This is a genomic window from Ruania albidiflava DSM 18029, assembly GCF_000421225.1.
In the GTDB taxonomy this organism is placed as follows: domain Bacteria; phylum Actinomycetota; class Actinomycetes; order Actinomycetales; family Beutenbergiaceae; genus Ruania; species Ruania albidiflava.
In genome coordinates this window covers 61,853-76,905 of sequence record NZ_ATWL01000012.1, presented here as the reverse complement: position 1 = coordinate 76,905, position 15,053 = coordinate 61,853, and the positions used below count along the sequence as shown (strand labels likewise).

The 15,053-nt window shown below is 70.3% G+C and carries 12 protein-coding genes; 4 read left to right on the top strand and 8 right to left on the bottom strand.

The features are described 5' to 3' along the window. Positions 1–99: 99 nt before the first annotated feature. The 6 genes from K338_RS0114025 to K338_RS0114000 form a co-directional block, all read right to left on the bottom strand. Complete coding sequence (locus tag K338_RS0114025) at positions 100–1,059, bottom strand: SDR family oxidoreductase (protein ID WP_022918802.1); 960 nt, start codon at positions 1,057–1,059, stop codon at positions 100–102. Next, a complete protein-coding gene (locus K338_RS22805) occupies positions 1,060–2,052 on the bottom strand; it encodes a bile acid:sodium symporter family protein (protein ID WP_022918801.1) in 993 nt (330 codons plus the stop codon). It abuts the gene before it with no gap. Continuing rightward, positions 2,042–3,457 carry a flavin-containing monooxygenase gene (locus K338_RS22800; protein ID WP_022918800.1) on the bottom strand — a complete coding sequence of 472 codons (1,416 nt, stop codon included), beginning with the start codon at positions 3,455–3,457 and terminating at the stop codon, positions 2,042–2,044. Before K338_RS22800 ends, K338_RS22805 begins: the two co-directional genes overlap by 11 nt. A 78-nt stretch (positions 3,458–3,535) precedes the next feature. After that, entirely contained in the window at positions 3,536–4,438 is a 903-nt protein-coding gene (locus K338_RS0114010) for a carbohydrate ABC transporter permease (RefSeq protein ID WP_022918799.1), read from the bottom strand. Next, positions 4,435–5,793: an ABC transporter permease gene (locus tag K338_RS0114005; RefSeq protein WP_022918798.1), complete on the bottom strand. Its 1,359-nt coding sequence runs from the start codon at positions 5,791–5,793 to the stop codon at positions 4,435–4,437. Before K338_RS0114005 ends, K338_RS0114010 begins: the two co-directional genes overlap by 4 nt. Before the next feature lie 75 nt (positions 5,794–5,868). Next, positions 5,869–7,206: an ABC transporter substrate-binding protein gene (locus K338_RS0114000; RefSeq protein ID WP_022918797.1), complete on the bottom strand. Its 1,338-nt coding sequence runs from the start codon at positions 7,204–7,206 to the stop codon at positions 5,869–5,871. 204 nt (positions 7,207–7,410) lie between these two features. On the opposite strand from K338_RS0114000, the gene K338_RS0113995 reads away from it, so the two are divergent. Then, on the top strand, positions 7,411–7,854 hold the full coding sequence (locus tag K338_RS0113995) for a CBS domain-containing protein (RefSeq protein ID WP_022918796.1): 444 nt from the start codon (positions 7,411–7,413) through the stop codon (positions 7,852–7,854). Here the strand turns inward: K338_RS0113995 and K338_RS22795 are convergent. Together K338_RS22795 and K338_RS0113985 are read right to left on the bottom strand one after the other, a co-directional pair. After that, positions 7,842–8,519, bottom strand: coding sequence for a GNAT family N-acetyltransferase (locus K338_RS22795; protein ID WP_245542972.1), 678 nt, complete (start codon positions 8,517–8,519; stop codon positions 7,842–7,844). The genes K338_RS0113995 and K338_RS22795 overlap by 13 nt on opposite strands. A gap of 119 nt (positions 8,520–8,638) precedes the next feature. Further along, the gene (locus K338_RS0113985; RefSeq protein ID WP_022918795.1) at positions 8,639–9,682 is read right to left on the bottom strand and encodes a LacI family DNA-binding transcriptional regulator; all 1,044 of its coding nucleotides are present in this window, start codon (positions 9,680–9,682) and stop codon (positions 8,639–8,641) included. Between the two features lie 269 nt (positions 9,683–9,951). On the opposite strand from K338_RS0113985, the gene K338_RS22790 reads away from it, so the two are divergent. The 3 genes from K338_RS22790 (at position 9,952) to K338_RS0113970 (ending at position 15,052) form a co-directional block, all read left to right on the top strand. Continuing rightward, the gene (locus tag K338_RS22790) at positions 9,952–12,009 is read left to right on the top strand and encodes a beta-galactosidase (protein ID WP_022918794.1); all 2,058 of its coding nucleotides are present in this window, start codon (positions 9,952–9,954) and stop codon (positions 12,007–12,009) included. Continuing rightward, positions 12,002–13,270: a sugar ABC transporter substrate-binding protein gene (locus K338_RS0113975; RefSeq protein WP_022918793.1), complete on the top strand. Its 1,269-nt coding sequence runs from the start codon at positions 12,002–12,004 to the stop codon at positions 13,268–13,270. The genes K338_RS22790 and K338_RS0113975 overlap by 8 nt, the downstream gene beginning before the upstream one ends. A gap of 282 nt (positions 13,271–13,552) precedes the next feature. Next, complete coding sequence (locus K338_RS0113970) at positions 13,553–15,052, top strand: ABC transporter permease subunit (RefSeq protein ID WP_342662732.1); 1,500 nt, start codon at positions 13,553–13,555, stop codon at positions 15,050–15,052. Position 15,053 lies beyond the last annotated feature (1 nt).

Here is a 15,053-nt window from a genome sequence, read left to right as displayed (position 1 = left end):
GCGTCCGGTCCCCCGGGGCGCGGGGGTTCAGCGGCCCGGTGCGGTCGGCCCCCGGGGGCGCCGCGGCTCAACGGCACCGCGCGCTCGCGCGGATGGCCCTCACCGGCGCCGCGCCAGCACCTCGGGATGGTGAACCAGGTACTCCTCGAACGCCTCGGCCGAGGTGCGGGCCGGGGTGTAACCGAACTCCTCGGTGAGCCTCGCGCTGGCCAGCACCGGCCGGTAGCGCAGGAAGTTCACCTGCGCCGGACCGTGCTCGGTCAGGTGCAGCCGGTGGCCGGCCCAGAGCAGTGCCCGCAGCACCCAGGCCGGCAGGGTGAGCAGCGGTTTGCCCAGCCTCCGGGCGATCTGCGGCACGGTGAGGCTGCCCTGGCCGGCCACGTTGAAGATGCCCGCCGGGCCGCCCGCCGCCGCCCGCGCGAGCACCTCGGCAACGTCGTCCACCCACACGAACACGAACGGTGAGTCCGACCCGGCGATCCGCAGGATCCGCCGCCCGTCCCAGAGCGCGGTGATCTGGTTCGCCACCGCCGGGCCGAGGATCGTGCCGATCCGCAGCACCGTCTGGGTCAGCTCCGGATGCTCCCGGCGATAGGCGGCGAGCATCTCCTCCACCAGGCGCTTGTGCCGGGAGTAGGAGAACTCCTCGTTGCCGCGCAGCGGGTGCTCCTCGGTGATCCAGGCCGGGTTGTCCCGGTGGTACCCGTAGGCCGCCCCCGAGCTGGACACCACGATCCGCCGCACCCTGGCCGCCACGCACGCGGCGAGCACGTTCGCCGTGCCCTGCACGTCCACCCGGTACTCCGCGGCCACGTCCCGCCCTGGCGAGACGATCGCGGCCAGGTGCACCACCGTGTCCACCCGGTGCGCGCGCAAGATCGGTTCCAGCGCCCCGGGATCGCTCACGTCGCAGCGGGTGAACTCCACGCCGGCGGGCAGCTCGCCCGGTGGGTGCAGGTCGGTGCACACCACGGCCGGCACGTCCTCCCGCGTGGCCAGGTTCGCCACCACCGCGCTGCCGAGGAAGCCTGCTCCCCCGGTCACCAGCACCCGGGCCACCTACTCCACCCCTGCCGTGCGGGTGCCCCCGGCAAGGTCGGCCGGTGCCGCAGTCGGCAGGCTTCGCCCGGTGGGGTCGCCCTTGCTGGTGCCGCTGCGCCGCTTGGTGTGCCGGGCCCACAGGCTGGCCAGGACCAGTCCGGCGATGAGGTCCCACACTCCCCACCAGCCGGCCACGATCGCCATCCCGCCGAGGCCGCCGAAGAACGCGAACACCAGCCCTAGCCCGAGCCCGGCGTTGCGGATGCCCACCTCGAAGGTCATCGCCTTGCGCTCCGGGGTGCCGAGCCGGCCGACCACGGCGGTGCTGTACCCGATCGCCAACGACACGGCGTCGTGCACCGCCACCACCAGCACGATCAGGCCGAGGTAGGTCACGAACACCGACCAGTTCCCGGCCAGCGCCCCCACGATGAAGCCGAGCAGCGCGATCAGGCTGAACCACTTCACCACCGGCTGCACACGCTGCGCGAACGTGTGGGCCTGCGCCCGCAGGCTCAGCCCGACCAGGAACGGCAGCCCGATGATGAGGAAGATCTGCAGCAGCATCTCCCACGGGTCCAGCGCCACGTCCCGCAGCAGCACGCTCGCCGTCGGGTGCAGCGACCCCCAGAACGCGAGGCTCAGCGGCATCACGAGCAGATAGAGCAGGTTGCCCACGGCGGTCATCGACACCGACAGCGCCACGTTCCCCCCGGCCCGGTGGGTGAGCACCTGGGAGATGTTCCCCGGCGGGCAGCAGGCCACCAGGATCAGCCCGAGCGCCATCGACGGCCCGATCGGCAGCAGGAACGTCAGCCCGAAGGTCACCGCGGGCAGCACCACCAGCTGGGCGGCGATCGCCACCAGGAACGGGCGAGGGTGCTTGGCCACCTGCTTGAAGTCGCGCGGCGCCACGTCCAGGGCGATCCCGAACATGATCATCGCCAGCACCACGTTCAGGATCATCAGGGTGCCCGGGGTGAAGTTCAGCACCACCTCGTCAACGTCCATCACGGCTCCCGACGGCGGAGCTCGCCCTGGTCGAGCCATCGCGCCCGGGCGGGCGGGCATCGAGGGGGCGCTGTAGCGCTTCCAGCTCCCGGCGCAGGGCGGTGCGGTAGGTGTGCTTGTCCACGTAGTAGGACATCCGGTCCAGGCCCAGGTAGCGGTACCCACCGGTCAGGTCCGGCCAGGGCTCCGCGGCGATGCGGGCGCGCATTCGCTCGGCTCGCCCGGGATCGTCCCGTTCGGCGGCCAGGTAGGCGGCCACCAGCTCGGCCTGCTCGTAGCGGCCCTGCCAGCCGAGGCCGGAGGCTTCCACCATGCCCACCACGAACAGGCCGTTGACCTGGGGCGGCACCATGTTCAGGAACAGCTCGGGGGCCGCACTGTGCCAGTTCAGCTCGGCCCGGTCCACGAACGGGTAGTCGAGCCGGTAGCCGGTGGCCAGCAGCACCAGGTCGTAGTCGCCAGTGCTGCCGTCGGTGAAGTGCACCGTGGAGCCGTCGAAGTGGTCGATGTCCGGTCGCACCTGCAGGTCCCCCTGACCAAGGTGGGAGAGCACCGTGGTGTTCACCACCGGGTGCGACTCGTAGATCCGATACTGCGGTTCCGGGAAGCCGAACCGGGCCGGGTTCCCGGTGAACGCGCGCAGCACCCACTTGTCCACGAGCTGCTTGATCGGCCGCGGCAGGCCCTTGCCGCGGTTCAGCGTGTCGCTGGGCCGACCGAACAGGTACCGGGGCACGAAGTAGTAGCCGCGCCGCACGCTCAGGTCCACGGCGGTGGCGTGGTGCACCGCGTCCACGGCGATGTCGCAGCCGGAGTTGCCGGCACCGACGATCAGCACCCGCTTGCCGGCGAGCTCGCTCGCGTGCTTGTACCGGCTGGTGTGCCGCAGCTCGCCGCTGAAGTCGCCCGGGAAGGTGGGGATGTTCGGTTCGGCGAGCGTGCCGTTGGCGATCACCACGTGGTCGTAGTGCCGGGTGACCGGCTCCGCGGCTGTGTCCGGGGCGGCGGCTTCGCGTGCGGGCACCTCTCGGGCTTGCTGGCCGGCCGGCGCAGGCCGGGCTGTCAGTTCCCACCCGCCACCGGTGGCCGGGTGCAGCCGGGTCACCTCGGTGCGGAACCGGAACAGCTCGGTCAGGGCGAACTCCGCGGCGTAGTCGGCGAAGTACTGCCGCATCGCCGCGTGTCCCGGGTAGTCGACCCCGGAGCGCATCGGGAACTCGCTGAACTGGGTGGTGGTGCGCGAGGAGATCAGGTGCGCCGAGGAATACATCGTGCTGCGCGGGTTGCTGATGTCCCACAGCCCGCCCACGCCGTGACCGGCCTCGTAGCCGTCCGCGCGGATCCCCACGCGCTGCAGGGCCCTGGCCGCGGCCAGCCCGCTCGGTCCGGCACCGATGATCGCCACTGTCAACTGCGAGCCTCCTCACTCCGCGGTCCGCGCCGAGTCTAGCGGCGTCAACTCCTGCCGCCGGACGTTCGGGCCTCACTTCTGCGAGCCGGCCAGCAGCGCCTGCACGAAGTAGCGCTGGAACGCGAAGAACACGATCAGGGGCACGATCATGGAGAAGAACGCGCCGGAGGAGAGCACGTCGATGTTCGCCCCGAACTGGCGCAGCTGGCTCTGGATCGCCACGGTCAGCGGCTGGGACTGGGAGTCGGTGAAGATCAGCGCCACCAGCATGTCGTTCCAGGTCCACAGGAACTGGAAGATCGCCAGCGAGGCGATCGCCGGCCCGCCCAGCGGCATGATCACGGTGGCGAAGATGCGCAGCTCCCCTGCGCCGTCGATCCGGGCGGCCTCGAGCAGCTCGCCGGGGATCTGGGTGAAGAAGGTGCGCAGCAGGAAGATCGCGAACGGCAGCCCGAACCCGGTGTGGAACAGCACCACGCGGAACACGGTGCCGAAGATGCCCAGGTCGCCGAACAGCCGCGCCAGCGGGATCAGCGCCACCTGGATCGGCACCGCCAGCAGCACGATCACCACCACCAGCAGCCAGTCCCGGCCGGGGAAGGTCAACCAGGCGAACGCGTACCCGGCCAGGGCGCCGATCACCACTACCGCGGCCGTGGCCGGTACCGCGATCATCACCGTGTTCCACAGCGATCCGGTGATCGTGGGGTTGGCGAGCAGGTTCTGGTAGTTCTCCAGGGTGAGCTGGGCGGGCCTGGTGAACACCGTCCACCAGCCGCTGGCGGCATTGTCGCCGGAGCTGCGCAGGGAGAGGAGCAGCAGCCCGAGCGACGGTATCAACCAGAACAGCGCCACCACGATGAGCACCAGGTGCACGATGCCCGAGGTGAAGAAGCCGACCACGCGTGAGGCGGCGCTAGGCCGGGTGCGCACTCCCGTGGCGCCCTCGCGAGCCTCGGTGCTGGCGGCGCTCATCGTTGCCGGTCTGCTCGGAAGCGACGGATGTTCAGGATCATCGAGGGCAGCACGAGCACAAGCAGCAAGATCGCCAGCGCACTGCCCAGACCTTGGTCGTTGCCGCCGCCGAAGGAGACCCGCCACATCTCCACGGCGATCACGTTCGCCGCGGGCTTGGCGTTGCCGGGTGGGATCACGTAGACCAGGTCGAAGGTCTTCAGCACGTTCACGATCAGGGTCACGAACACCACCAGCAGCACCGGCATCAGCAAGGGTGCGGTGATCCGGGTGAACACCTGCCACTCGCTGGCGCCGTCGATGCGCGCGGCTTCCTGCAGCGAGCGGTCCATGGCGGAGAGGCCCGAGGCGATCATCACCATCGCGAAACCTGCCCAGATCCACACGAAGGAAAGGATCACCACCGCGGTGATGAACGAGGGGCCGAGCCAGTTGATGCCGGTGAAGCCGGTCTCGAAGTTGGTGGCCGGCAGCACCACGGAGTACTGGCCAGGGTCCAGGCCGCTGAGGGTGTATCGGCCGGTGTCGTCGGTCGTGGTGCTGGCCACCACCTGGCCGCCCGGGCCGACCGCCTGCACACGTACGCCCGGCAGACCGGGCTTGCCCGGGTCGATCTGGCCGTTCGTGCCGCCGCCGCCGCGGACCACGTCCAACCACACGGTGCCGGTGATCTGGTCCGGGCCTGGGGCGGGCGCCGTCTCGGCCTGTGCGGCGCCGGAGGGCACCTCGTCGGCGCGCACACCGACCAGCGGGAAGTCCTGCACCGTGCCCACCTGCACGGCCTGGTCGGCGCTGATTGCGCCGCCGTCGGAGGCGGAGAGACCCACCTCCTGGCGTGGCCCGGCACCCGGGAGCGAGGCCTGCGGTCCGCCGAACGCGTCGGTGACGGCCACGATCGCCGCGTTCACCACCCCGTGGTCGGGGTCCTGCTGGAACATACCGCGGAAGATCACCCCGGCGGCGAGCATGGAGATCGCCATCGGCATGAACACGATCAGCTTGAACGCGGTCGCCCAGCTGATCTTCTCCATCAGCACCGCGAACACCAGCCCGAGGGCGGTACAGGAGAACGGGGCGACCACGACCCAGATCACGTTGTTGCGGATCGCGGTGAACGTCGAGTCGCTGGTGAACATGGCCAGGTAGTTCGACCAGCCTACGAACTGATCGCCCGAGGCGCTGTAGAAGGACCTGATCACCGTGTAGACCACGGGGTAGACCAGGATCGCGCCAAGGAACACCAGGGCGGGCGCCAGGAACGCCAGCGCCACCAGGACGGACCGGCGCCGGCGGTGGCCGGTTCCGCGCCGGGGCGTGCCGGCTCGGGGCCGTGCCCCGGTCGTTGCGGTACTCACGGGTCTCCACTCACGGCTGGCCCGGGCACCCGGCCGGCCCGCGCAGGCCCGGCCGGGTGCTCGGTGCTCGCCGGGCTACTTGTACGCGGCCTGGGCGGCATCCTCCAGCGCCTGCTGGGTGCCCTGGATGTCGCTCGGGTCCTCGAGGAACTGGATCATGATCTGCCACTCGCCCTGGCCCTCGGTGCCGCCGAAGGCGCTCGGGGTCAGGTCGGACATGTCGAACCGGAACGTCTCGGCGTTCACCAGTGCCTCGGCGATCTGCCGGGAGGTGTCGTCCGGGTAGACCGAGGTGTCCACGGCCTGGTTCGGTGAGGTGAGCCCGCCGTTCGGGATCCAGATCTCGGCAGCCTGCGGGGAGGCGAGGTACTGCATCAGCGCATCGGTGGCCGGGTCGTCGTTGAACGCCACAGCCACGTCACCGCCACCGACCACCGCCGGAGCGGAGCCGTCGATGGACGGGAAGTCGTAGAACAGGGCGTTCTGCCCGACCGTCGAGTTGCCGTCGTCGGTGATGTTCCCGGCGACGAAGTCACCCTCGTACACGGTCCCCGCATTCGGGTCCGCACCGAACATCTCGGTGACCGACTCGGGGAACGTGCGCTGAGCGGCACCGGGCTCCACCACGTCACTGCTGAACAGCTGCGCCAGCACCTGCAGAGCCTTGGTCACCGACGGGTCGGTCCACGGGATCTTGTGCTGGGTGAGCTCGTCGTACTTCTGCGCACCGGCGGTGCGCAGGTAGACGTTCTCGAACCAGTCCGTGATCGGCCAGCCCACGTCCGCGCCAATGGAGATCCCGGAGTACCCGGAGTCCTGGATCAGCTGCAGCTGCTGCATGAACTCGTCCCAGGTCTTCGGCACGGTGGCACCGGCCTGGTCGTAGATGTCCTTGTTGTACCAGACGGTGGACTTGTTCGAGGCCTTGAACCAGACCCCGTACTCCTTGCCGTCCACCGTGGCCAGGTCGATCCAGCTCTGCCCGTAGTTCTGCGCCACCTCCGACTGGGCCGCGTCCGAGAGCGGCACGATGTCACCGGAGGAGGCGAACTGTTGCAGCAGCGCCGGCTGCGGCAGCAGGGCCACGTCCGGTGGGTTGCCACCCTCGATCTGGGTGCCCAGGATCGTGGAGGCGTTGTCCCCGAAGCTGGTGTAGTTCACGGTGGCGCCGGTGTCCTGGGCGAACTTGTCCAGCACGGCCTCGAAGTTCTTCTGCTCGGCGCCGGACCAGGAGGCCGAGACGTCCAGGGTGACGCCGCTGAAGTCCTCGCTGGTGGGGCTCGAGCCGCCCCCGGCGCTGGTGGCTTCTCCCCCGCTGCCTCCCGCTCCGCCGCTGCATCCGGCGAGTGCCAGACCCAGGGTGGTGATGGTCGCGACCGAGATGAGTGTGCGGTTGCGCCTGACATTGACCATGGCTACCTCCTCGAAGTGACGGAGGCGGCGGCGACTTCGCCGGGGCCTTCGGCGGCAGGTTACGCCCGTGCTGGCCGCCCGGCAGGTCGAGCGCGCAGCCCGCCGGGGGGGTGCAGCGCGCCACTGGAGCCCGCCCGGGCTGCGCCGCACCGGCACTCCGGCGCACAATGGAACCAGCCCCACCAGAGAAGCCCGAGGACCACGATGACCACCGACGACGCGCAGCCGCTAGCCGACCAGACCTGTGAGAACCCTTCGATCGGTCACGACGAGGCACGCGACCGCACCGTGGGCGAGGTGATGGTCAAGCGACCCAAGACGCTGCCGCTGAACGCCAGCGTGGCCGAGGCGCGGGAGTTCTTCACCAACCCCAAGGTGCTCACCGCAGTGCTGGTGGAGGGCGAGGAGTTCGCCGGGCTGCTGGACCGGGACACGCTGCCCGACTGGGAGCCGGGCGCGGACTCCGTGGCGGTCTACGCACGTACCGCCGTACCCACGATCACCCCCGATCGCCCGGTGAGCGACGCCGTCGAGCTGATGAAGGGTGAGGACCTGCTCCGGCTGGTGGTGCTGGACCAGGACGGGCGCACGCTGCGCGGACTGCTGTGCATCGACCACGACCGGACCGGGTTCTGTCAGGGCAGCTGAGCCCACCCTCCCCTCCCAGTCGCGAACGCTCTGGTGTGCGGCAGATCCGCGCCGATCTGCCGCACAAGCCAGCGTTCGCGCCACCTGCGGGTCAGGTCAGGGTGCGGCGCATCACCAGCCGCGGCAGCCGTCCGGCGACCGCATCGGTGCTGCCGACCACGTCGAACCCCGACCTTCTCGAACATCGACCGGGTACCGACGAACGCCATGGTCAGGTCCATCCGCCCCTGGGGGTCCACGGGGTAGGCCTCCACCGCGGGTGCGCCGTGGGCGGCATAGTCCACCGCGTCGGACAGCATCCGGGTGGTGACGCCCTGCCGTCGGTGGCCCGGGCGCACCACCACGCAGATGATGCTCCACACCGGCACGTCATCGATCGGCCGGATGAGCCTGGACCGGGACAGCAGCGTGATCTCCTTGCGTGGGCCGATGCTGCACCAGCCGACCGGTTCCCCGTCCCGGTAGGTCACCACGCCTGGCGGATGCTCCTGCTCGCACAGCCGCCGCATCGCCTGCTCCCGGCTCCCGTCGCCGAGCTCGGCGATCTCCGCGGCCGGCAGCCGGTGGGACAGGCACCAGCAGTGTCTGTCCCGGCGGTTCCGGTTGACGATGTCGGCGAAGTCCTCGAACCGGTCCGGCGTGACCGGATGGGTCTGCCAGCTCATCGGCTCATTCCATCACGCCACCCCGGCGGGCACCAGGGGTCCCCACCCCGTCGCGAACGCCCCCGTGTGCGGCAGATCGGCGCGGATCGGCCGCGAACCAGGGCGTTCGCGACTGGTAGTCAGGTGCTCGCCCGCACCACCAGCCTGGCCGGCAAGATCACCGACTTGATCTCGCCACCGGCCACCGTCTCCAGCAGCAGCGCGACCATCTCGGCGCTGATCCGGTCGAACGGTTGGTGCATCGTGGTCAGCGGCGGGTCCAGGTTGACCGCCAGCGGGGAGTCGTCGAACCCGCCCACCGCCACGTCGTCGGGCACCCGCAGCCCGGCGCGGCGCAGCGTGGCCATCGCGCCGGCGGCCATCGCGTCCGAGGCGGCGAACACCGCGTCGATGTCCCCGGCGCGCGCCAGCAGCTCGGTCATCGCCGCGCTGCCGGACTCCCGGCCCCAGTCCCCGTGGGCCACCAGCGCCTCGTCGAAGTCGGCGCCGAGCTCCTCACGGTAGCCCTGCAGCCGGTACCGCCCACCGGGCTGGTCCAGCGGACCGGTGATCATCGCGATCCGCCGTCGCCCGCGCGAACGCAGGTGCGCCACCATCGCCCGAGCGCCGCCGGCCTCGTCCACCGACACCGACGCCACCGTGTCCGTGCGGCCCAGCGGCAGGCCGCAGGAGACCACCGGGATGCCGTGGGAGAGCAGCAGGTCCAGCAGCGGGTCGTTTTCGTGCGAGGAGATCAGCATGGCGCCGTCCACGTGCCCGCCGGCCATGTAGGCGACCACATTCTCCCGCTCTTCCGGGGTGGAGGCGACCAGCAGGTTCAACGTCATCTGCCGCCGAGTGAGCGCCTCGGCCGCACCGCGCAGCAGGGGGGTGTAGGTGGGGTCGGCGAACAGCCGGTCCTGCGGCTCGGCGAGCAGGAACGCCAGCGCGTTCGCCCGCCCGGTGACCAGCGAGCGGGCATGCTGGTTGGCCCGGTACCCGGTGCGCCGGATCGCCCGGTGGATGGCCTCCTGCGCGTCCGGGGAGACCCACTTGCCGCCGTTCAGGTACCGGGACACGGTGCCGCGAGACACGCCGGCAGCCTCGGCGACGTCGTTGATCGTCGGGCGCCGCTTGGGCGCCTCAGTGGTCCCGGAGCCCGGCGTGCCGGGCGTGGCGTTCATGGTCACGGATCTTAAGCCTCGCTTCCCTGGCCGTGGGCCGGATCGGGCTGGGCCGGCTCGCACGCCGGACCAGGACGCCGATCAGACCCTGCCATCAACCCACTATTGTGCACGATCACAGAAGGGTAAACACCAGCTGGCTCGCCAAGTTGTCGACGTTCTTGACAACCCCGACTGTGTACGTTCACAGTAGGCAGAGACGGTGTGCACGCGGCGGTGCCGCCGGCGTTCGTGTCCCCCTGTTCCACGGAGTGAGATTGTCCAGCGAGATGTGGCCCCTGCCCGGTGCGATCGCTTACGGCGGTGACTACAACCCGGAGCAGTGGCCCCGCGCCGTCTGGGACGAGGACGTGGCGCTGATGCGCCAGGCCGGGGTGAACCTGGTCAGCGTCGGGATCTTCTCCTGGGCGATGCTCGAGGTCAGCGAAGGCGTCTTCGACTTCACCTGGCTGGACGACCTGCTCGATCTGCTGCACGCAAACGGGATCGCGGTGGACCTGGCCACCCCGAGCGTGTCCCCGCCGGCCTGGTTCTTCCACGCCTACCCCCACGCCCGCGCGGTGGACGCCGACGGCCACGTGATGGGCTTCGGCTCCCGCGGCATGGCCGGCCACTCTGCCCCGGAGTACCGGGAGGCGATCGTGCGGGTCGCCAGCGCGCTGGCCGAGCGCTACGGCGACCACCCGGCGGTGGTGCTCTGGCACGTGCACAACGAGTACGGCGTGCCCGTGGGCGAGGACTTCTCCGCCAGCTCCGTGGCCTCCTGGCGCCGCTGGCTGCAGCAGCACTACGGCAGCATCGAGGCGCTGAACGCGGCCTGGGGCACGGCGTTCTGGGGGCAGACCTACCGTGCGTGGGAGCACGTGGTGGCCCCCGCGCGCACCCCCACCACCGTGAACCCGGCGATGAAGCTGGACTGGGCCCGGTTCACCGACGACATGCTCCGCGAGTGCTTCCGCCTGGAGCGAGACGCGATCCGGGCCCACTCCGACCGCCCGGTGACCACGAACTTCATGGCGCACCAGTCCTGGAACACCGACCTGTGGAAGTGGGCCCGGGAGGTGGACGTGGTCTCCGACGACCACTACCTGTGGTCCCCGGACCCGGATGCGCACGTGGCCCTGGCCCTGTCCGCAGACCTGACCCGCTCGGTGGCTGGCGGCAAGCCGTGGATCCTGATGGAGCACTCCACCTCCGCGGTGAACTGGCAGGGCCGCAACATCGCCAAACGCCCGGGCGAGATGAGCCGCAACGCGCTCACCCACCTGGGCCGCGGGGCGGACGCGATCATGTTCTTCCAGTGGCGGGCCTCCCGGCGCGGGGCGGAGAAGTTCCACTCCGCGATGGTGCCGCACGCCGGGACCTCGAGCCGGGTGTTCCGGGAGGTCACCGACCTCGGCCAGCAGCTGCGCCAGCTCGGGGAGGTGCAGGGTTCCCAGGTCCGTGCCGAGGTGGCGGTGCTGTACGACTGGGAGTCGCTGTGGGCGCAGGACCTGGACTGGCGGCCCAGCGACGACCTGGCGTTCCGGGAGCGGATGCGCAGCTACTACGAGCGGCTCTGGCGCGACAGCGTGCCGGTCGACTTCGCCCACCCCGAGGCGGACCTGTCCGGCTACTCCCTGGTCGTGGCTCCGGCCTCCTACCTGCTCACCACCATCGCTGCGGACAACCTCACCGCCTTCGTGCGCGCTGGCGGCACGCTGCTGGTCTCCTGCTTCGCGGCCGCGGTCGACGAGCACGACGCGGTGCACGAGGGCGGCTTCGGCGCCCCGCTGGCCGAGGCGCTGGGGGTCACGGTCGAGGAGTACCTGCCGCTGCGCGCCGGAGACACCTGCACCGTGGACTTCGGCGGGCAGCGCCTGGCCGCGGACGTGTGGACCGAGGACCTGGTGCTCACCGGTGCCCAGGTGCGCGGCCGCTACCTGGGCGGCCCGGCCGACGGCGCTCCGGCGATCACCCGGCACGAGCTCGGCTCCGGGGTCGGCTGGTACGTGAGCACCCGGCTGGACACCGACTCCCTCGCCCCGGTGCTCGCTGCCGCGTATGCGGACGCGGGCATCACCCCGCCGGCCCTCCCCGAGCACCTCGAGCTCATGGTGCGTCACGGGGAGAGCGCGGACTACGCCGTCGCCGTGAACCATCACGACGACGCAGCCCACGTTGCGCTCAGCGGTACCGAGATCTTCTCTGGTCAGGAGATCGACGGCGAGCTCACCGTGCCCGGCGGAGGCGTCGCCGTGGTACGCACCGCACCCACACCCGATCGCGACGACGTGATCACCCCGGCACACGCTGTGCCCCAACAGGTAAGGAACACCTATGCGTAAGTACCTCGGTCTCGGGGTCAGCCTCCTCGCCTCGGTCGCCCTGGTGGCGGCCTGCGGTGGCGGGTCCGGCTCCGACGAGACAAGCGAACCCACGGCCCAGACCAACGAGGACGCCGGCAGTGGTGCCGCCGCCGGTGCCGAGCTGGTGGTCTGGTCCGACGCCGAGCGCGCCGAGGCCATCGAGAACGCGGCCGCCCAGTTCGAGGAGGACACCGGCGCCACCGTGACCGTGGTGCAGAAGAACTTCGAGGACCTGCGCGCCGACTTCCTCGCCCAGGTACCCACCGGCGAGGGCCCGGACCTGACCGTGGGCGCGCACGACTGGCTCGGGGAGTTCGTGGAGTCCGGGGTGGTGAACACCGTGGACCTGGGCGAGCGGGCCGCAGACTTCGAGGAGGTCACCCTCGATGCGTTCACCTACGACGGCCAGCTCTACGCCCTGCCCTACGCGCAGGAGGCGGTGGCGCTGATCCAGAACACCGAGCTGGTGGGCGAGGAGACCCCGGCCACCTGGGACGAGCTGGTCCAGATGGCCGAGGACGCGGGCTTCGAGGACCGCCCGTTCATCCTCTACACCAACGGGTCCGAGGGGGACATGTACACCTCCTACGGGTTCCAGACCTCGTTCGGGGCACCGATCTTCGAACAGGCCGACGACGGTTCCTACACCACCGAGGTGGGCCTGAGCGACGAGGGCGGCCAGGAGTTCGCGCAGTGGCTGTACGACAACGGCTCGGCGGGCACCGGCTACTTCACCGACACGATCGACTACGACATCGGCAACGAGCTGTTCGCCGACGGGGAGTCCCCGTTCATCGTGCAGGGCCCGTGGACCATCCCGACCTACACCGACGCCGGCATCGACGTGGCCGTGGGTCCGATCCCCGCCGCCGGTGACGAGACTGCGGCCCCGTTCGTGGGTGTGCAGGGCTTCTACCTGTCCGCCCAGTCCGACAACGCGCTCCTGGCGAACGAGTTCCTCACCGGCTACATGGCCACCGACGAGGCGCAGCAGGCGCTGTACGACGCCGACCCGCGCATCCCGGCGCTGACCGCTGTGGCCGAGTCCGTGGCCGACGACCCGATCCAGGCCGGCTTCCTGGCCTCGGCGCAGAACGGTGTGCCGATGCCGAACATCCCGGAGATGGGTGCGGTGTGGGACTTCTGGAACCCGGTACAGATCGCACTGATCAACGGTGAGGACCCGGAGACGGTCTGGCCGGAGATGGTCAGCAACATCGAGTCCGCGATCGCCGAGTAGACCGCTCGTCCCCGTCGGCGGGCACCGAACCGCCGGCGGGGGCCTGCCCATCACCGAGGAGACCTGATGTCCGCCAGCCGGCCGTCTGAGACCGACCCGCACAGCTCTGCCACGCCGGACGCCGCTGCCACACCCGATGCTGCTGTGGCGACGGGCGGCGCGCGACCCGCGCGTGGTGGACCCGCCCGCAGTGGGCGCCCGCGTGGCTCAGGCGGCCCGGGTGAGAGCCACGCCAGGGCGTGGACCGGCCCCGGGTGGGGCTTCGTCGTCAAGCTGCTGATCATGATGGTCATCAACGCGATCGGCGTGATGGCGATCATGTCCGCCTACGCCGCCGGCTCCTGGGTGGTGCTCACCGTGCTGGTGGTGCTGCTGGCGCTGGCGGACTGGATCTACTTCTCCCGCCGGACGCTGCCGCTGAAGTACCTGTACCCGGGCCTGGTGTTCCTGGCGGTGTTCCAGCTGTTCACCCTCGCCTACACCGGGTACGTGGCGTTCACGAACTATGGCACCGGCCACCTCGGCTCGATGCAACAAGCTGTGGACGCCGCCCTGATCCAGGCCGAGCAGCGGGTGGAGGACTCCCCCAGCTACCCGCTGGCCGTGGTGCGCGAGGACGGCGAGATCGGCTTCGCGATCAACAACGACGGCGTGGTGCAGGTGGGCACCGAAGAGGAACCGCTCGAGGCGGTCGCTGGGGCCGTCGTCGACACGGCCGGCACCCCGATCGAGGTGCCCGGCTGGGACGTGGTGCCCCGGGCCGAGCTGTTCGCCGACACTGCGCTGCAGGAGCAGGTGGTCGAGCTGCGGGTGCCGGTCTCGGACGAGGCCGCCGACGGCTCCATCCGCACCCGGGAGGGGTCCACCGGCGCCGTCTACTCCTCCAGCCTCACCTGGGACCCGGCAGCGAGGACCCTCACCGACGCCGAGACCGGCACGGTCTACTCCCCCGACGACCGCGGGAACTTCGTCAGCTCCGACGGCCAGCGGCTGGCGGCCGGCTGGTACGTGCCGGTCGGGTTCGACAACTTCGTGCGCGCCTTCACCGACACCGCCTACGCCGGGCCGCTGCTGCAGGTGACGGCCTGGACGTTCGGCTTCGGCATCCTGACCGTGCTCACCAGCTTCGGCCTGGGCCTGGTGCTGGCGATGATCTACAACGACCAGAGGGTGCGCGGGCAGAAGGTGCTGCGCACCATCTTCATCCTCCCGTACGCGTTCCCGGCGTTCATGTCCGCGCTGCTGTGGCGCGGGATGCTGAACTCCGAGTTCGGGGTGATCAACGAGTGGTTCTTCTTCGGCGCGAACGTGGACTGGCTGGGCGACCCCTGGCTGGCGAAGTTCGTGATCCTGTGGGTGAACCTGTGGCTGAGCTACCCGTACTGGTTCCTGGTCTCCACCGGGGCGCTGCAGGCGCTGCCCACGGACGTGATGGAGGCGGCCCGGATCGACGGTGCCGGCCGGTTGCGGCAGTTCACCTCGATCAGCCTGCCGTTGCTGATGGTCTCCACAGCACCGTTGGCGATCGCCTCGTTCGCGTTCAACTTCAACAACTTCACCATCATCTTCATGCTCACCAACGGAGGCCCGGCCTTCCCGGGCGCCTCGGTGCCGCTGGGTGCCACGGACATCCTGATCTCGGCGATCTACCAGATCTCCGGGGTCTCCGGCGGGCGGGCCGACTACGGCCTGGCCAGCGCGCTGTCGATCATCGTCTTCATCGTCATCGGAATCATCTCGGCGCTGGCGTTCCGCCAGACCCGCAAGCTTGAGGAGATCTAGC